Origin of the sequence: Stenotrophomonas sp. CFBP 13718, from assembly GCF_014842145.1 — a bacterium.
Classification (GTDB): Bacteria; Pseudomonadota; Gammaproteobacteria; order Xanthomonadales; family Xanthomonadaceae; genus Stenotrophomonas.
Window position 1 is genome coordinate 38,144 of the sequence record NZ_JACYVC010000005.1, and the last position, 18,705, is coordinate 56,848.

Consider the following 18,705-nt stretch of genomic DNA (forward strand, 5'->3'; position numbering starts at 1 on the left):
CGCCACGTTGGTCATGCACCGGTGGATATCCCCCGTTTGCCCACGGCTTATCCACAGGCTTGTCCATGGCGGCAGGGGTTCGCGCGTGCCTACACTGATCTCGCCAACCCGTAGGAAATTCCGCCGTATGTCTGCCCGTTCCGGCTTCCGTTCCGACCGTCGTGAGCGTTCCGACCGCCACGACCGCGATGACTCGCGCATTGATTCGCTGCGTGTGCCGCCGCATTCGGTGGAAGCCGAACAGGCCGTGCTGGGCGGCCTGATGCTCGCGCCGGAGGCCTTCGACCGCGTCAATGAGCAACTGGCCGAGGGAGACTTCTACCGGCGCGACCACCAGATGATCTACCGCGCCATCCGCGAGCTGTCCGAGCGTGACCGTCCGTTCGATGCGGTCACGCTGGGCGAGTGGTTCGAGTCGCAGGGCAAGATGGAGCTGGTCGGCGACGGTGCCTACCTCATCGAGCTGGCCAGCACCACGCCATCGGCGGCGAACATCGTGGCCTACGCGGAGATCGTGCGTGACAAGGCGGTGCTGCGCCAGTTGATCCAGGTCGGCACGGACATCGTCAACGACGGCTTCCAGCCCGAAGGCCGCGAAAGCAGCGAACTGCTGGCCAGCGCGGAAAAATCCGTGTTCGCCATCGCCGAGCAGGGCGCTCGCGGCCGGACGGATTTCGTGGCGATGCCGGGTGCGCTGAAGGACGCCTTCGAGGAGCTGCGCAACCGCTTCGAAAACGGCGGCAACATCACCGGGCTGCCGACCGGGTACAACGATTTCGATGCGATGACCGCCGGCCTGCAACCGACCGACCTGATCATCCTCGCGGCACGTCCCGCGATGGGAAAGACGACCCTGGCGCTGAACATCGCCGAGTACGCAGCGATCAAGTCGAAGAAGGGCGTCGCGATCTTTTCGATGGAAATGTCGGCGTCGCAGTTGGCGATGCGCCTGATTTCGTCGAATGGCCGCATCAACGCCCAGCGCCTGCGCACCGGCCAGCTGGAAGATGAGGATTGGAGCCGGGTGACCGGCGCCATCCGCATGCTGAAAGAGACCAAGATCTTCATCGACGATACGCCCGGCGTGTCGCCGGAGATCCTGCGGTCCAAATGCCGTCGTCTGAAGCGCGAGCATGACCTGGGCCTGATCGTGATCGACTACCTGCAGCTGATGAGCGTGCCGGGCAACAGCGAAAACCGCGCGACGGAAATCTCCGAAATCTCGCGAGGCCTGAAGGGCCTGGCGAAGGAGCTCAACGTGCCGGTAATCGCGCTGTCCCAGCTCAACCGATCGCTGGAAACGCGTACCGACAAGCGCCCGGTGATGGCCGATCTTCGCGAATCCGGCGCTATCGAGCAGGATGCGGACATGATCGTCTTCATCTACCGCGATGATTACTACAACAAAGAAAACTCGCCGGACAAGGGCTTGGCCGAGATCATCATCGGCAAGCACCGTGGTGGCCCCACCGGCTCGTGCAAACTGAAGTTCTTCGGTGAGTACACCCGGTTCGACAACCTGTCGCATGATTCGGTGGGGTCGTTCGAGTAAGGGCATAGCGCCGAGCCCTGCTCGGCCGCCGTACGTCTGCCGCCACACCGTCCGCTCGCTACGCGCATTCCGCCGAGCATGGCTCGGCGCTACCAGCATCATGGATGCGCGCGCAGGGTTCGTCGGCGCATCCGGCGTTTCGTCGCATCCCGCTTGCACCGCGCACAGCGGGAGGGAAGGATGGTCTCCAGGCGGCGCGGTGCCGTCGTAGGAGCCCCTGTCATGAAGACCCTGTTCGCGCTCGGCGTGTGGTGCCTGCTGTTCGTGCTGTGCTGGCCGCTGGCGATACTCGCCCTGATCGCGTGGCCGTTCGTGTGGTTGATCAGCCTGCCGTTCCGCCTGGTGGGAGCGACCCTGTCGGCCGTGTTCGCGTTCCTGTCGGCGGTGTTGATGCTGCCCGCGCGCCTGCTCGGCGGTGGGCGACAGCCAGCCGCCGCTCGGTAGAGCCGACTTCAGTCGGCTGGCCGTCGTCGGTGATGCACCCCGCAGCCGGCCGGCCTGACAGCCGCCGCTCGGTAGAGCCGACTTCAGTCGGCTGGCCGTCGTAGGTCATGCACCCCGCAGCCGGCCGGCCTCACCGCCGCCGCTCGGTAGAGCCGACTTCAGTCGGCTGGCCGTCGTCGGTGATGCACCCCGCAGCCGGCCGGCCTGACCGCCGCCGCTCGGTAGAGCCGACTTCAGTCGGCTGGCCGTCGTCGGTGATGCACCCCGCAGCCGACTGAAGTCGGCTCTACCCAAGGCAAAGCAGCCGGCCGGCCTGACAGCCGCCGCTCGGTAGAGCTGACTTCAGTCGGCTGGCGGTCATCGGTCATGCAACCGGCAGCCGACTGAAGTCGGCTCTACCCCAGGGCAAAGCAGCCGGCCGGCACCCTGAGGCCACAAAAAAAACCCCGCCGAAGCGGGGTTTTTCGTTACGCCACCAAGGCGGTATCAGTTCGCCTTGTGGATCGCGCGCTTGCTGACGGCCATCGCCGCGTCGTGCACCACTTCCGACAGCGACGGATGGGCGTGGCAGATGCGCGCCAGATCATCGGCCGAACCGCTGAACTCCATGGTCAGCACGCCTTCGTGCACCAGCTCGGACACATTCGCGCCGACCAGGTGCATGCCCAGGATGCGATCGGTTTCGGCATGTGCCAGCACCTTGACGAAGCCGGTCGGCTCGATCATCGCAACCGCACGGCCATTGGCGGCGAACGGGAAGCTGCCGGCCTTGTACGGAATGCCTTCCGCCTTCAGCTGCTGCTCCGTCTTGCCGACCCAGGCCAGCTCCGGCTCGGTGTAGATGACCCACGGGATGGTGTCGAAATTGACGTGGCCCGGCAGGCCCGCGATCAGCTCGGCCACGGCGATGCCTTCCTCGAAGCCCTTGTGTGCCAGCATCGGGCCGCGCACGCAGTCACCGACCGCCCACACGCCATTGACGCCGGTGTGGCAATGCGCGTCCACTGCGATCTGGCCGCGCTCGTTGATCTTGACGCCGGTGCCTTCAGCCAGCAGGCCCTTGGTCGCTGCGCGACGGCCGACGGCCACCAGCAGCTTGTCCACGGTCAGCGACTTCTCGCCTTCGCTGTCGGCATAGGTCAGCGCGACTTCGGCTTTCTTGCCCTTGCCGGTGACTTCAGCCTTGGACACCTTGGCGCCCAGCTTGATGTCCAGGCCCTGCTTCTTGAACTCCTTCAGCGCGACCTTGCCCACTTCGGCGTCGGCGGCGGCCAGGAAGTCCGGCAGGGCTTCCAGGATCGTCACTTCCGAACCCAGGCGCTTCCACACGCTGCCCAGTTCCAGGCCGATCACACCGGCGCCGATCACGGCCAGACGCTTCGGGACTTCGGTGAAATCCAGGCCGCCGACGTTGTCGACGATGGTCTCACCGTCGAACTTGGCGAACGGCAGTTCGATCGAGTCCGAGCCGGCGGCGATGATCACGTTGGTGCCCTTCAGCTCGACGATCGAGCCGTCGTGCTGGGTCACCTTGACCACGTTGTCCTTCTGCAGCTCGCCGAAACCGTAATACGCAGCCACCTTGTTCGCCTTGAACAGCATGGCGATGCCACCGGTGAACTGCTTGACGATCTTGTCCTTGCGGCCAACCATCGCCTCGACGTCCATCTTGGCATCCTTGAAGCTGATGCCGTGGTCGCCAAAGATGTGGCCCATGTTCCAGTACTGGCGCGAGGAATCCAGCAGCGCCTTGGACGGGATGCAGCCCACGCGCAGGCAGGTGCCGCCGAGTGCCGGCTTGCCGTCCTTGCCCAGCGCCGCGTCGATGCAGGCCGTCTTCAGGCCCAGCTGCGCGGCACGGATGGCGGCGTGGTAACCGGCCGGGCCGGCACCGATGACGACGACGTCGAATTGTTCAGCCATTTGAAGGTTCCTTGTTGCATTCCTCGACCCGTGGAACGGATCGGTGGCGCGAGGCGCCGGGAGGCGGGCAGGGCGGTGGCCGTGCCCCTGAATCGACAGACCCCTCCCGCGGGCGGGAGGGGTCGGCGGGTCTTACAGGCCGAACAGCATGCGGCCCGGGTTTTCCAGCTGGTTCTTGATGTCCACCAGGAACTGCACCGAATCCTTGCCGTCGATGATGCGGTGGTCGTAGGACAGCGCCAGATACATCATCGGCGCGATCACGACCTGGCCGTTCTCGGCGATCGGACGTTCCTTGATCGCGTGCATGCCCAGGATGGCGCTCTGCGGCGGGTTGATGATCGGGGTGGACAGCAGCGAACCGAAGGTGCCGCCGTTGGTCACGGTGAAGGTGCCACCCTGCAGGTCGTCCAGGCTCAGCTTGCCGTCACGCGCCTTCTTGGCGTACTCGGCGATGCCCTTTTCGATATCGGCGAACGACTGGCGTTCGACGTTGCGCAGTACCGGAGTGACCAGGCCCTTTTCGGTGGACACCGCGATGGAGATGTCCGAGAAGCCGTGATAGATGATGTCGCTGCCGTCGATGGACGCATTGACCAGCGGGAAGCGCTGCAGCGCGTTGGCGGCGGCCTTGACGAAGAAGCTCATGAAGCCGAGCTTGATGCCGTGCGCCTTCTGGAACTCTTCCTGCAGTTCCTTGCGCGCGGCCGATACCTTGGCGAGGTTGACCTCGTTGAAGGTGGTCAGCATCGCGGTGCCGTTCTTGGATTCCATCAGGCGGTCGGCGATGCGCTTGCGCATGCGGGTCATCGGCACGCGTTCTTCCGGACGCGCACCACCGGCCTTGCCAGCGCCGCCGTTGCGGGCGTAGTTGACGATGTCTTCCTTGGTCACCGCGCCACGACGACCGGTACCGTCCACGTCAGCCGGGTTCACACCTTCGGTGATCGCCGAGAAACGGGCGCCCGGGGGCAGCGAATCGGCGGCGGACTTCGCAGCCGGTGCCGGAGCGGCAGCGGCCTTCGGTGCGTCGGTGGCCTGTGCCGGTGCAGCTTCGGCCTTCTTTTCTTCAGCGGCCGGGGCCGGGGCTGCGGCTTCAGCCACGGCACCTTCCTCGATGATCGCCAGCACCTGGGAGCTGGTGACGGTGTCACCTTCCTGGAACTTGATTTCCTTCAGCACGCCGTCGACGGTCGACGGGACTTCCAGAACGACCTTGTCGGTCTCCAGGTCAACCAGATTCTCGTCACGCTTGACGGCGTCGCCGACCTTCTTGTGCCAGGTGGCGATGGTGCCGTCGGAGACGGATTCGGGCAGTACCGGGACTTTGACTTCGGTGGCCATGCGGGGGCTTCCTGGGTTCTTTTTTCGTGGAATGGGGAGGTTATTCGGCGACCGAGTCGTCGAACGGGTTGACCAGCGCATCGGCGACCAGCTTCTGCTGCTCGATGACGTGGTCAGCCATGTGGCCGGCTGCCGGCGATGCCGACCGTGCACGACCTGCGTAATGGAGGTTCTGGCCTTCGCCGACGCAGAACTGCAGGTGGTGGCGGATCTGGTACCACGCACCCTGGTTCTGCGGCTCTTCCTGCGTCCACACCACGTCGGTGGCATTGCCGTACTTCTTCAGTTCGGCAGCCAGCAGCGCGCGCGGGAACGGGTACAGCTGCTCCACGCGGATGATCGCCACGTCGTCCTGGCCCCGCTTGGTCTGGTCTTCCAGCAGGTCGTAGTAGACCTTGCCCGAGCACAGCACCACGCGCTTGACCTTCTTCGGATCTGCCTTGGCATCACCGATGAGGTGCTGGAACTCGCCATTGGCCAGTTCTTCCAGCGTCGACACGGCCAGCTTGTGGCGCAGCAGCGACTTGGGCGACATCACGATCAGCGGCTTGCGCGTGGTCAGGTGCTGCTGGCGACGCAGCATGTGGAAGGCCTGCGCCGGCGTGGACGGGACCACCACCAGCATGTTCTCCAGCGCGCACAGCTGCAGGAAGCGCTCAAGGCGTGCCGAGCTGTGTTCCGGACCCTGGCCTTCATACCCATGCGGCAAAAGCAGGGTCAGACCGGTCAGGCGGCCCCACTTGGCTTCACCGGCGGCGATGAACTGGTCGATCACCACCTGGGCGCCGTTGGCGAAATCGCCGAACTGGCCTTCCCAGATGCACAGGGTGCCCGGGTCGGTGGTGGAGAACCCGTACTCGAATGCCATCACGGCTTCTTCGCTGAGCAGCGAATCGATGATGGTGGCTTTTTCCGGCGCGTCCACCAGCTGCCGCAGCGGCAGGTAGTAGTTGTCGGTGTTCTGGTCGTGCAGGATCGCGTGGCGGTGCGTGAACGTACCGCGGCCGACGTCCTGACCGACCAGACGCAGGCGATGGCCTTCGTCGAGCAGGGTGGCGTAGGCCAGGTTTTCCGCAAAGCCCCAGTCGCCCGGAATCTCGCCGGCGGCCATCTTGCGACGGTCGTCATACACCTTGGCGACGCGCGAATGGACCTGCACGCTTTCCGGGATGGTGGTGATCCGCTTGGCCAGATCGGTCAGCTTCTCCATGCCCACCGCGGTGCTGATGCTGTCCGACAGCTTGCCGTCCAGCAGCTTCGGCCAGTCCACGAACAGCGGGCTCGTCGGCGGGGTCTTCTCCACCTTGGCCAGCTCGGTGGTGTACTCGCCGCTGTCCAGCTTGACGCGGTAGCCATCCACCAGTGCCTTGCCGCCACCGGATTCGATCACGCCGGCCTGCTCAAGCTGCTCGGCGTACATCTCGCGGGTGGTCTTGTGCTTGCGGATCACCTGGTACATCAACGGCTGGGTGATGGCCGGCTCATCGGCTTCGTTATGGCCCCAGCGGCGGTAGCACATCAGGTCGATGACCACGTCCTTGGCAAACTTCTGCCGGAACTCGAAGGCCAGCTTGGCAGCGAACACCACGGCCTCGGGATCATCACCGTTCACGTGGAAGACCGGTGCGGCGATCATCTTGGCCACATCGGTGCAGTACAGCGTGGAGCGCGAGTCTTCCGGGTTCGACGTGGTGAAGCCGACCTGGTTGTTGACCACGATATGCACGGTGCCGCCGACGGCGAAACCGCGCGCCTGCGACATCTGGAACAGCTCCATCACCACGCCCTGACCGGCAAACGCCGCATCACCGTGGATCAGGATCGGCATCACCTGCTTGCGCTCGGTGTCGCTGCGGCGTTCCTGGCGCGACCGCACCGAACCGGCCACCACCGGATCGGCGATTTCCAGGTGCGACGGGTTGAACGCCAGCGCCAGATGAACCGGGCCGCCGTCAGTGCTGACATCGGCGGAGAAGCCCATGTGGTACTTCACGTCACCAGCGGAGGCATGGTTGTCGTGCTCGAACTTGCCTTCGAATTCGTCGAACAGCTTGCGCGGGTTCTTGCCCAGCGTATTGACCAGCACGTTCAAGCGGCCACGATGGGCCATGCCGATCACCACGTCCTTGACGCCGTCCTTGCCGGCATCACGGATGATGGTGTCCATCATCGGGATCAGCGCGTCGCCGCCTTCCAGCGAAAAGCGCTTCTGGCCCACGTACTTGGTGTGCAGGTAGCGTTCCAGGCCTTCCGCAGCGGTCAGGCGCTCCAGCGTGCGGCGCTTGGTATCCGCATCCAGCGCGTAGTCGCCACCGGCGAGCTCGAGCTTTTTGTAGATCCACTGGCGCTGCTCGACCTCGGAGATGTGCATGAACTCCGCACCGATCGAACCGGTGTAGGTCGCCTTCAGGCGCGCCAGCAGGTCACGCAGTTTCATGCGCGGCTGGCCACCCACGCCGCCGGTGCTGAACTCTGCGTTCAGGTCACCATCGGACAGGCTGTGGAAGGGCAAGCCCAGGTCCGGCGGGTTGGTCGGTTCGGCCAGGCCGAGCGGATCCAGGCGCGCACCGAGGTGGCCACGCGAACGGTAGGCGGTGATCAGGCGGCCGACATTGCGCTCGCGCTCGTCACCGGCACCTTCGCCCGTACCGCTCTTCAGCGCACCCTTGGCGGCGTCTGCGATGTGCGCAATGACGGCCGAGTGCGGGATGTCACCGGCTTCGCGACCCTGGAAGCCATCGAAGTAGGCCTTCCATTTGGGATCGACACTGTCCGGCGAGACGAGGTACTGCTCGTACAGATCCTCGACATAGGAGGCGTTGCCGCCGGCGAGTTGCGATGATTGCGCAAACTGCTTCAGTAGATTGTCCACGATGGAGAGTGATTATTCGCTTGTGGGGTAGGGCTCTGGAAGTACCCGGCCGACTGGATGAATAGCCATGCACGGGCGCGTTCAAACACTTGAATTGTACCCCTATCCGCCGAATGAAGGGGCGCTGCGGGGTGCTTTGGGTGGCCTGCCGTGCCGCTGGCAGACAGGTTGCAGTGGGGTGCCGGGCTCAGATCCCGAGAGCCCGCAGCTCGTTGCATTCACGCGAACGGTCCCAGACCCGCTGCAATTGTTGCTCGAACGGCTGCGAACGTGATGGCAGGGCAATGCCCGCTTCGCCGTCCAGTCGATGGCCCATCAGACGAAAGTAGTAGTCGCCGCTGTCATTGCAGGCACAGGCCGATGCCAGTGCGCGGTCGACCGGGTCGCTGACCTCGCGGAACTGGAAGACGCTGGGCAGCCGTTGCGCCAGCGCCAGCAGCGGTGCGCCCGCTGCCTGCACCGCGGCCGCATCGTGCACGATCACCCGCACCTGCTTGTCGTGCGTACGGGTGGCAAAGCGTCGCAGCGCCTGCTGCACGGCGGGTGCGTCCAGCAGGCCGGGGTCCAGCTGGCGGCTGTGGATCCACAGGCGGCGGCGCGCGCGATGGAGGATGGCCGTGGTCACCGCCAGCGCGGCCTCGCGACCTTCGACCGCCATCGGTGCACCCAGCGCGCGGCGCATCTGCAGGTGGGTGATGCCGGCCTCTTCGAACCGGCCGCCCTCCGGCACGAAGCCCTGCCGCGCATAGAAGTCGCAGGCGGGCAACTGCGCATGCAGGCTGACCTGTGGCAGGCCGGCGTCCGTGGCTGCCTGGACCAAGGCCTGCAGCAGCGCTTCGCCCACGCCCCGGCTGCGCCATCCCCGCAGCACCGCCATCCGGCCGATGCGGCCATCGGGCAGCAGGCGGCCGGTGCCGATCGGCGCGCCGTCGGCGTCGCGGGCCAGTACCTGCACGCAGACCGCGTCCAGTTCGTCGCGCTCCAGATCAGCGGGCACGCTCTGCTCGACGACGAACACCTGATGGCGCACGCGGTGAAGGTCGGCGTGGTGGAGCGCATAGTCAGCGCGCTCGACGTGGAAGGCCGTCATGCTCAGTGGCGGCGCTGGCCGGCGCCGTCCTCCTGCTCGTCTTCTTCATCGTCCTCGTCGAAGCTCACCACCACTTCCACGCCGTCTTCGTGCACGTTGACTTCGCGCACATCGTCGGAGAAGTCGTCGACCTCGATGGTCTCGACCGTTTCCACCGCCGCGACCACCTCCGCGCTGGCATCCAGCACGTCGTCCTGCTCGTCGTCCGTATCGCGGGGATCGGTGAGCTGGTAGAAGCCCAGCACCATCAGCTCCTGCAGCGCTTGGTGCCCCTTCGCCGACAGGCCGCGCCAAGCTGCCTCGTCCAGCCGTTCGGCCGCCGCGATGCGCTGCGCGTCCTTGACCGGCACACTCAGGTCCAGGCCGCTGCAATACAGGCTGGCACCGCGCTTGGCACGACGCCATGCCAGCCGCGCCCAGGGGTGCCGCTCCAGCAGCAGCCCATGCGCCAGCGCCTGGTCGACCTCGTCCAACGACGGTGCCGGCCCGCTGGGCATGACTTCACCGGCGGCCCGGTAGGTGGTGATGAACCGGCCGAACCAGTCACCCAGCTTGTCCGGGTCATTCATCCGGATGGCATTGAGCGCGGCGACGACCCGGTTCATGGCCGCCACGTCGATTTCGTTGGGATCTTCCGGCAGCTTCAGGTCCGGATCCTGATAGCGGATGGACTCGTCGGCGTCCACGACCAGCGTATCCAGGTAATCGCTGATCAGCTCGGCCGAGGCCGGCGCGCGCATGCCGAAGGAGAACGTCAGGCACGCATCCTCGGCCACGCCGTTGTGCGGTACGTTCGGCGGCAGGTAGAGCATGTCGCCCGGCGCCAGCACCCAGTCGTGGGTCGGCTTGAATTTCGTGAGCTGCTTGAGCTCGATGTCGGGGCGGAAATCCAGCGCTGGCCGCTTGCCCTTGGTGGATTCGCTGGCGTCGATCTGCCAGCGCCGGTGGCCGTGGCCCTGCAGCAGGAACACGTCGTACTGGTCCACGTGCGCGCCCACCGAGCCGCCGGCGGCAGCGAAGCTGATCATCACGTCGTCCATCCGCCAGCGGGGCAGGAAGTCGAACCGTGCGATCAGCGCCCGCACGTCCGGGTCCCACTTGTCCACGTCCTGCACCAGCAGGGTCCAGTCCTGTTCGGGCAGGGCAGGGAACACCGCTTCCTGGAAGGGACCGGTACGCACGCGCCAGCTGTCGGTGCCGCGGTCGTGTTCGATCAGGCGGGCCAGCACGCCGTCCTCGCAGGCCAGGCCGGCCAGGTCTTCCGGGGTCACCGGGGTCTGGAAATCAGCGAAGGCGTTGCGGATGAGCAGCGGGCGCTTCTGCCAGTAGTCGCGCAGGAAGGTCGCGGGGGCCATGCCCAGCGGCTTGGCGGCGGTCGCGTGGACTTCGATGGCGAAGGGCTTGGGGCGGGGTGCGGGTGTGCGTGCGGCCATGGGGGAGATCCTTGCAGCGGAAACAGGGGGCGGCCTGTCGGGGCCGCTGATGGCCTATTGTCCGCGCTCGGGCGGGGTGGTGTCGAACGGGTGGGACCCCCTCGCGGTGGGCGGCTGCGAAAGCGGGTTACGTGCTTGGGGCCGGGCGGTGGGGCTGGGCGGGGGACGGCAAGAGCCGCATCCATGCGGGCCTCGTTTCGCGCCATCCATGGCGCTCAACGCCCCCGCCCAGCCCCACCGCCCGGCCCTCTGACAGATTCCGTGGCCGCCAGCCGCGTAATAAAGAAAAAGGAAAAGCGGTAGCGCCGACCCATGGTCGGCGAGCGCAGCGGGGTTGGCGGAGACATTCCGCCGAGCACGGCTCGGCGCTACCGCAGACCCCATTGACCCATCTGGTGGAGGGAGCCCCTGAGTCAGGGGCGGCCGCGAAGCGGCGGGGTGTGGGTGCTGGTGAGACGGGGCCCGCGGTTTGCGAAGCAAAGCGTGGGAGCGGCAGCGCGAATGCGATGACGTGGACCCCGCCATGGATGGCGCGCAACGAGGCCCGCAGGATGCGGCTCTTGCCGTCCCCCGCCAGCCCAGCCCCGCCCCGCCAACAAGCAGCCCTGCAGCCTTTGACGTTGCTGTTGCTGTAGCTTTGAAAGCAGGTGCCGGGCGCAGCCCGGCACACACTCAGATTGCGCGGGCGAGGTCGGCCGCCAGGCCGGCGTAGCCGCCTGGGGTCAGTTCGCGCAGGCGCTGCTTGGCGTCTTCCGGCAGTTCCAGCGATTCCACGAACGCGCGCATCGACTCGGCCGTGATGCCCTGGCCGCGGGTCAGCGCCTTCAGCTGCTCGTACGGATTGGGCAGGCCATGGCGACGCATCACCGTCTGCACGGCCTCGGCCAGCACTTCCCACGCACCGTCCAGGTCCGCATCCAGACGCTGCGGGTTCACTTCCAGCTTGCCGATGCCCTTGGCCAACGAATCCAGCGCCACCTGGGTGTGGCCGAACGCCGTGCCCAGTGCCCGCAGCACGGTGGAGTCGGTCAGGTCACGCTGCCAGCGGCTGATCGGCAGCTTGGCGCTGAAATGCTCGAACAACGCGTTGGCGATGCCGAAGTTGCCCTCGGCGTTCTCGAAGTCGATCGGGTTGACCTTGTGCGGCATGGTGGACGAGCCGACCTCGCCTTCCTTCAGGCGCTGCTTGAAATAGCCCAGTGAGATGTAGCCCCACACGTCGCGGGAGAGGTCGATCAGGATGGTGTTGGCGCGACGTGCGGCATCACCGATCTCGGCCACGTTGTCATGCGGCTCGATCTGCGTGGTGTACGGGTTGAACACCAGGCCCAGGCCTTCGACGAAGCGCTGGGCGAACAGCGGCCAGTCCACGTCCGGGTAGCTGACCACGTGCGCGTTGTAGTTGCCCACTGCGCCGTTGATCTTGCCGGTCAGCTCGACCGCGGCGATCTGACGACGCTGGCGTTCCAAGCGGGCGACCACATTGGCCAGCTCTTTGCCCAGGGTGGTCGGCGAGGCGGTCTGGCCGTGGGTGCGCGACAGCATCGGCTGCGCGGCCTGTGCATGGGCGAGGCTGCGCAGCGATGCCGCGATGCCATCGAGGGTCGGCAGCAGCACCTCGCGGCGGGCCTGCTCCAGCATCAGGCCGTAGCTGAGGTTGTTGATGTCTTCGCTGGTGCAGGCGAAGTGCACGAACTCCAGCGCCGGGGCCAGCTCGGCATCGTCCTTCAGCTGTTCCTTGATGAAGTATTCCACCGCCTTGACGTCATGGTTGGTGGTGCGCTCGATGTCCTTCACGCGTGCGGCCTGCGCGGGGCTGAAGCCATCGGCCAGCGCACGCAGGCGGGTGGTGGCGGCTGCCGAGAACGGTGCCAGCTCCACGATGGCCGGCTCGGCGGCGAGCGCCAGCAGCCATTCCACTTCCACCTTGATGCGCGCCTTGATCAGGCCGTACTCGGAAAAGATCGGGCGCAGGGCATCGACCTTGCCGGCATAACGGCCATCGAGCGGGGACAGGGCGAGCAGGGCAGATTCGGACATGTCGGCAGGCAGCTGGGAAACGGCGGGGGGCATAGTCTAATCCAGCTGGGCATGCGGCATGCCCCGCAGGCCGCCGCCGGTTGCCGCCGCCAGTGCGTTGACGGCCCGTCGCCATCCCCACGCGGTATCCTGAAACCAGACGCCAGCCAGGGACTCTGCCCGATGCCAGCCGCAGTGTCCCTTTCCCCCTGAAAGATTGCGGAGTTGATCGATGAGCAAGCGTTCCAGCACCATTTCCAGCACCGGTTTCCGGACCGAACATGACAGCATGGGCGAGCTGCAGGTGCCCGCGGACGCCCTGTGGGGCGCGCAGACCCAGCGTGCCGTGGACAACTTCCCGGTGTCCGGCCAGCGCATGCCGCGGGGCTTCATCCGCGCACTCGGCCTGGTCAAGGGCGCGGCCGCCGAGGTCAATGCCGATCTGGGCCACCTGCCGAAGAACATCGCCAAGGCCGTGCAGTTGGCGGCGGCCGAAGTGGCGGGTGGCGAGTGGGACGCGCACTTCCCGATCGATGTCTACCAGACCGGCTCGGGTACCTCCTCGAACATGAATGCCAACGAGGTCATCGCCACGCTGGCCAACCGCGCCGGCAAGGCGGGCCGCATCACGGTGCACCCCAATGACCACGTCAACCAGGGCCAGAGCTCGAACGATGTGATTCCCACTGCGCTGCGGGTGTCCGCCGCGCTGGCGGCACAGGAAGACCTGCTGCCCGCGCTGGCCCACCTGCGCAAGGTCATCGACCGCAAGGGCCGCAGCCTGCGCAAGGTGGTCAAGACGGGCCGTACCCATCTCATGGATGCGATGCCGCTGACCTTCGAGCAGGAATTCTCGGCGTGGTCGGCCCAGTTGGCGTCGGCACAGGACCGGTTCGACGACAGCCTGAAGCGTCTGCGCCGCCTGCCGTTGGGAGGCACCGCCATCGGTACCGGCATCAACGCCGACCCGCGTTTCGGCGAGCGCGTGGCCAAGGTCCTGAAAAGCAGTACCGGGGTGAAGTTCGAGAGCGCCGCCAACAAGTTCGAAGGGCTCGCCGCGCAGGATGATGCGGTGGAGATCTCCGGCCAGCTCAACGCCCTTGCGGTAGCGCTGATCAAGATCGCCAACGACCTGCGCTGGATGAATGCCGGTCCGTTGGCCGGTCTGGGCGAGATCGAGCTGCCCGCGCTGCAGCCTGGCAGCTCGATCATGCCGGGCAAGGTCAACCCGGTGATTCCGGAAGCGACGGTAATGGCCTGCGCGCAGGTGATCGGCCACCACACGGCGATCACCGTGGCCGGGCAGACGGGCAACTTCCAGTTGAACGTGACCCTGCCGCTGATCGCGGTGAACCTGCTGGACAGCATCAACCTGCTGGCGAATGTGTCACGGCTGCTTGCCGACAGCGCCATCGACGGACTGACCGTGCGCGAGGACCGCGTGCGTGAGGCGCTGGACCGCAATCCGATCCTGGTCACCGCGCTGAATCCGATCATCGGCTATGAAAAAGCGGCGGCGATCGCCAAGCGCGCGTACAAGGAGCAGCGTCCGGTGCTGGACGTCGCAGTGGAAGACAGCGGCCTGGAGGAAGCCGAGCTGCGTCGGCTGCTGGATCCGAAGGCCTTGACCGCTGGCGGAATCCCCGCCGGCGGTTGATTTACCGGCGCCGGACGGTCTGCGTCGCCGAGCGTGGCTCGGCGCTCCAGACTGTCCGGATCCTGCGTGATCGGTCGGCCCTCAGCGGCGGTCGGCCTGCAGGTTGCCGAACGTCTCGGTGTAATCCTTGAACTCCGGGATCACCTGCACCAGGTCGGCCGGGATCGGATTGCTTCCTTCGGGGGGCACGATCTTCACCGGCTTCCTGTCCGGGTCGGCCGGCGCATCGACCAGCGTGTTCTGCCGCAGTACCTGCAGGTGGCCGAACATCTGCTGCAGCATCTGCTGCTGGTTGGGCTGCAACGGTATCTCGATCTCGTCCACCTTCATGTGGCCGTTGGCCAGGATGATGATGTTGGGCGCTGGCGCGCGGCGCACGGTGACCATCGTGTCGCTGACGGTGATCTTGGGCTTGCTGCGCTCCACGCGGTGGTTGCGGTACTCCTGGTCACAGCCAGCGAGCATCAGGCAGGACAGGGCGGCCAGCAGCAGGAACAGCTTCTTCATGGCGGTCCAGAGAGGGAGGGGAGCCGCCTAGTGTAATACCGGTAACGCGCTCCAGCCGCCGCCGCAGGGGCGGTGGCGGCCGGGTGCGCTCATTTGCCGCAGTCGACGATGTCGTTGTGGTCCATCTTCGCGTAAGGCGCAAACTCGGGCAGCGTCGCCGCGAGGGCCTGCTGGGACGCCATCATTGCGGGCAGCTGGTCGCAGATGCCTTTTGCCTGTTCTTTCATCTTGTCGGCCTCGGCGTTGATGCGCTCTTCGATGCCGTCGGTCTTTCCGCTGAAGACCCCTTTCAGCGCCTCACCGGCTGCCTTGACGCCCAGGTTCGCCCCGGACACGCCGATCTGCATGCCGGCTTCGGCAATGCGTTCGATCTGGTGCCGGTACTCCAGCAGTTGGGCGCGTTGTTCGGCGGTGGTCACCACGTCCTTGCCCTGGATCAGCAAGCCCCCCTGCGGGGTGATCTCCGCCGTCGGCAGCCCGTCGACGGTCAGCTTGAAGTTGGTGGTCGCCATTTCTTTACGCGCCGTGTCGGTGGCTTCCTGCACCGTGCGGCCGATGGTGCTGGTGGAGTCGGTAACCGATTTGGCTGCATCGTTCCCTGCCCGGTCGCAGGCGGTGAGGGACAGGGCGAGCAGGGCAGGCAGGAGCAGGGGGCGCAGGTTCATGATGGGATTCCGTGTCAAAGGATCAGGGGTTACTTGCCACGCGGCAGGCTGACAGTGCCGCGCACGCCGTCATGGCGGATGCTGCCGCTGCCACTGCGTTCGACGGTCAGGTTGCCGCCGACACCGTTGACCCGTACATCCCCCGAGCCGTGTGCGCCGACCTTCAGGTTGCCGGTGATGTCGCGCAGCTCGACGTCACCGGAGCCGACCACGCCGATGTCCGCATTGCCGCCTACCACGCGCACGTCCGCGTCGCCCGATCCGATGGTGTCGATGCGCACGTTGCCGCCGATATCACGCAGGTCCGCATCGCCGGAACCGATGGTGCCCACCTGCAGGTCGCGACGGACATGCGACACCTTGGCGTCGCCAGAGCCGACCGACAGCAGGTTCACGCTCTCGGCGCCGTCGATCATCAGATCGCCCGAGCCCACCGTCGCGTGCACGGCGCCCTGTGTGCGCAGGACATCGGCATCGCCGGAGCCCACGTCCACGCTCAGCGACCGGGCGCCATCGACGTGTGCATCACCGGAACCCACCTTCAGCTGCACCATCACATCGGCCGGCACGCTGCCGCGGATATCCAGCCAGGCATAGCTGTCCGTTCCCATCGACCACGACTGCTTGCCCTCGCGGCGCAGGCTCACCACCAGCTTGTCGCCACTGCGCTGCTGGGTCAGCGTCAACTCGCGCAGCCAGTCGGCATTGGAGGCGCAGGCCCGGCCAGACAACTGGGCGGGACCCTTGCCGGCCAGCAGATGCAGGTCGTGCTGGTTGACCTCGAAGACGACCGTCTTCGCACCGTCAAGCTGCAGGGTGAGGTCCCGGGTCTCGGTGAACTTGCAGGGCGCGTCGTTGGCCAGGGCGGACAGCGGCAGCAGCATCAGCGTGGTGAAAGCGAGCAGGGTACGCATGGCGGGTGGCTCCTTGGAGTTAGATTTCGCCAGCGCGACGGCGCAGGCGGATGGCGATGAAGATGAAGACGATGCCGACGGCGGCGCCGATCCAGATCTCCGGCAGGGCCAGTGCACCCAGCTGATGCGACGGCGACAGCAGCTCGACGATCGAATCACGCGACATCGCAGCCTCGGGCCGGTAGGCCAGTTCCACGCCCGGGATGGTGCCCAGCAGCAGGCGGCCGACGATGTGCTGCCAGAACCAGCCGCTGGTCATGTCAAACAGGCCCATCACCTTGGTCGTGCTGACCACGATGCCGGCGAACAGCGGCAGCATCACCGCCCACAGGAAGGGCTTGCTCTTGGCCCACGACGAGCACAGCAGCAGCCAGCCCACGGTCGGCAGCGACCACAGCATGAACACCGGGATCCAGCTGAGGTGGCCGGCGGCGAGCAGCAGCGGGCTGGAGGGGCCCCAGATCAGTGCCATCGGATCACCGCCATGGGTCAGGGCGACGATCGAGATCACCACCAGGAAGCACAGCATGGTCACGATCGACGCCACTACGGCGATGATCGGCGCCACCAGCACCGCACTGATCAGCTTGGACAGCACCGTCTGGGTATCGGACAGCGGCAGCGACTTCCAGAACAGGATGCTGCGGTCGCGGCGGTCGTCATACAGCGCGCCCAGGCAGTAGAAGAACACCACGAAGCCAAGCACCACGAAGGGCCATGCCGAACTCAGGGCCAGGGTAGCGTCCAGGCCGTTGCCCAGTTCGACCAGGTCCTTCGGATCGAGCTGGCGGGTCAGCAGGTCCAGGTCCAGGCCATTGACCTGGATGTCACTGTTGTTGATGTGCAGGTCGCCCTGCGAGGCGGCGCGGCGCAGGACGAACAGGCCGATGACGATGCCGACCGTGCTCATCACCAGCGAGGCGATGCCCGCGATGAAAGGGGCATACAGGAAACCGCCGCGGTTTTCCCAGTATTCGCGCTTGAGCAGCCAGCGCAGCGTGGAGACCTTGCTGATGGGATGGTTCACGGCGTTCATGCGTAGGTTCCCTTCATGATGGCAACGAACAGATCGGCCAGGCCGGGGCTGCGGATTTCGCCCAGGGTGGACAGCTGCGTGCGCGGTACGTTGTCGAACAACAGCACGGATTTGCCGAACGGCAGGGCGCGCTCGTCGATGGGCTTCAGCGCGCGGGCGTTGTCGACCTGGTCGGCGTTCACCAGCACCTCGGTGTAGCGCTCGCCCACTTCATCCATCTCGGCACTGAGCACGACCTTGCCATCACGGATGAACATCACGTCGGTAAGGATGTGCTCGATCTCTTCCACCTGGTGGGTGGTGACGATGATCGTCTTCTGTTCGTCGAAGTAGTCTTCCAGCAAGCGCTGGTAGAACTCCTTGCGGTACAGGATGTCCAGGCCAAGTGTGGGCTCGTCGAGCACCAGCACGCGTGCGTCGATGGCCATCACCAGGGCCAGGTGCAGCTGCACGATCATGCCCTTGGACAGTTCGCGTACCCGCTGCTTCGGCTGCAGCTTGGTGGTGGACAGAAAGCGTTCGCAGCGGGCACGGTCAAAGCGCGGGTGCACGCCGGCGACAAAGTCGATCGCCTCGCGCACCTTCAGCCAGCGCGGCAGCACGGCAACGTCGGCGATGAAGCAGATGTCATTCATCAGCTCATCGCGGTGGGTGCGCGGATCCTTGCCCAGTACGCTCAGCTCGCCCTCCACCGCGGTCAGGCCAAGCAGGGCCTTCAGCGCGGTGGTCTTGCCGGCACCGTTGGGTCCGATCAGGCCGACGATGCGGCCGGACGGAATGCTGAAACTGGTGTTGTCCAGGGCCAGCGTGCGCTTGTAGGCCTTGCGCAGGCCCCGCGCGGTAATGACATCCACATCCTGGGTTGCTACGGCATTCATTGGATTTTCCCCTGGGTCAGCAGATCGTTGACGTTCAGGCCCAGGCGCTGGATGCGCTCGAGCACGGCCGGCCACTCTTCGTTGAGGAAACGGTCGCGTTCGCTGCTGCGCAGCTGCGTGGCCGCTTCTTCGGTCATGAACATGCCCAGACCGCGGCGCTTCTCGACCAGGCCCTCATCGGCGAGCTCCTGGTAGGCACGGGACACGGTGATGGGATTCAACTGGTAATCGGCGGCCACCTGGCGTACCGAGGGCAGGGCGTCGCCCGGCTTGATTATTCCGTCAAGCATCATGGCGATCACGCGCTCCTTCAGCTGACGGTAGATAGGAGCGCCATCGCTCCACTGGATATCGCTCATGGTCAGCTCCGG

15 protein-coding genes are annotated in these 18,705 nt (G+C 65.9%); 3 read left to right on the forward strand and 12 right to left on the reverse strand.

The genetic code is table 11. The features are described from left to right. The first annotated feature begins 127 nt into the window (after positions 1 to 127). Positions 128 to 1,552: a replicative DNA helicase gene (locus tag IFT58_RS09735; protein ID WP_188326875.1), complete on the forward strand. Its 1,425-nt coding sequence runs from the start codon at positions 128 to 130 to the stop codon at positions 1,550 to 1,552. Between the two features lie 222 nt (positions 1,553 to 1,774). Continuing rightward, positions 1,775 to 1,996: a hypothetical protein gene (locus IFT58_RS09740; protein WP_192094578.1), complete on the forward strand. Its 222-nt coding sequence runs from the start codon at positions 1,775 to 1,777 to the stop codon at positions 1,994 to 1,996. 486 nt (positions 1,997 to 2,482) lie between these two features. Here the strand turns inward: IFT58_RS09740 and lpdA are convergent, their stop codons facing one another. From lpdA to purB, 6 genes are all read right to left on the reverse strand, one after another. Continuing rightward, entirely contained in the window at positions 2,483 to 3,919 is a 1,437-nt protein-coding gene (gene lpdA, locus IFT58_RS09745; protein ID WP_192094579.1) for a dihydrolipoyl dehydrogenase, read from the reverse strand. A gap of 132 nt (positions 3,920 to 4,051) precedes the next feature. Then, a complete protein-coding gene (gene sucB, locus IFT58_RS09750; protein WP_188326878.1) occupies positions 4,052 to 5,263 on the reverse strand; it encodes a dihydrolipoyllysine-residue succinyltransferase in 1,212 nt (403 codons plus the stop codon). 40 nt (positions 5,264 to 5,303) lie between these two features. Next, positions 5,304 to 8,135, reverse strand: a complete 2,832-nt coding sequence (locus IFT58_RS09755; protein WP_192094580.1) for a 2-oxoglutarate dehydrogenase E1 component — start codon at positions 8,133 to 8,135, stop codon at positions 5,304 to 5,306. A gap of 187 nt (positions 8,136 to 8,322) precedes the next feature. After that, a complete protein-coding gene (locus IFT58_RS09760) occupies positions 8,323 to 9,225 on the reverse strand; it encodes a GNAT family N-acetyltransferase (protein WP_192094581.1) in 903 nt (300 codons plus the stop codon). A 2-nt stretch (positions 9,226 to 9,227) separates the two neighbouring features. Then, positions 9,228 to 10,658, reverse strand: coding sequence for a cupin domain-containing protein (locus IFT58_RS09765; protein WP_192094582.1), 1,431 nt, complete (start codon positions 10,656 to 10,658; stop codon positions 9,228 to 9,230). Positions 10,659 to 11,330: 672 nt separating this feature from the next. Then, positions 11,331 to 12,698, reverse strand: a complete 1,368-nt coding sequence (purB, locus tag IFT58_RS09770) for an adenylosuccinate lyase (protein ID WP_188326882.1) — start codon at positions 12,696 to 12,698, stop codon at positions 11,331 to 11,333. A 211-nt stretch (positions 12,699 to 12,909) separates the two neighbouring features. On the opposite strand from purB, the gene IFT58_RS09775 reads away from it, so the two are divergent. Next, positions 12,910 to 14,334, forward strand: a complete 1,425-nt coding sequence (locus tag IFT58_RS09775; RefSeq protein ID WP_192094583.1) for a class II fumarate hydratase — start codon at positions 12,910 to 12,912, stop codon at positions 14,332 to 14,334. Positions 14,335 to 14,415: 81 nt separating this feature from the next. Here the strand turns inward: IFT58_RS09775 and IFT58_RS09780 are convergent, their stop codons facing one another. The 6 genes from IFT58_RS09780 to IFT58_RS09805 form a co-directional block, all read right to left on the reverse strand. After that, on the reverse strand, positions 14,416 to 14,841 hold the full coding sequence (locus IFT58_RS09780) for a hypothetical protein (protein ID WP_192094584.1): 426 nt from the start codon (positions 14,839 to 14,841) through the stop codon (positions 14,416 to 14,418). Positions 14,842 to 14,930: 89 nt separating this feature from the next. Continuing rightward, a complete protein-coding gene (locus IFT58_RS09785; RefSeq protein ID WP_188326885.1) occupies positions 14,931 to 15,506 on the reverse strand; it encodes a hypothetical protein in 576 nt (191 codons plus the stop codon). Positions 15,507 to 15,535: 29 nt separating this feature from the next. Further along, complete coding sequence (locus tag IFT58_RS09790) at positions 15,536 to 16,420, reverse strand: DUF2807 domain-containing protein (RefSeq protein ID WP_192094585.1); 885 nt, start codon at positions 16,418 to 16,420, stop codon at positions 15,536 to 15,538. A gap of 19 nt (positions 16,421 to 16,439) precedes the next feature. Continuing rightward, complete coding sequence (locus IFT58_RS09795) at positions 16,440 to 17,456, reverse strand: ABC-2 transporter permease (protein WP_192094586.1); 1,017 nt, start codon at positions 17,454 to 17,456, stop codon at positions 16,440 to 16,442. Beyond that, positions 17,453 to 18,334, reverse strand: a complete 882-nt coding sequence (locus tag IFT58_RS09800; protein WP_188326888.1) for an ABC transporter ATP-binding protein — start codon at positions 18,332 to 18,334, stop codon at positions 17,453 to 17,455. Before IFT58_RS09800 ends, IFT58_RS09795 begins: the two co-directional genes overlap by 4 nt. Beyond that, on the reverse strand, positions 18,331 to 18,693 hold the full coding sequence (locus IFT58_RS09805; RefSeq protein ID WP_188326889.1) for a GntR family transcriptional regulator: 363 nt from the start codon (positions 18,691 to 18,693) through the stop codon (positions 18,331 to 18,333). Before IFT58_RS09805 ends, IFT58_RS09800 begins: the two co-directional genes overlap by 4 nt. Positions 18,694 to 18,705 lie beyond the last annotated feature (12 nt).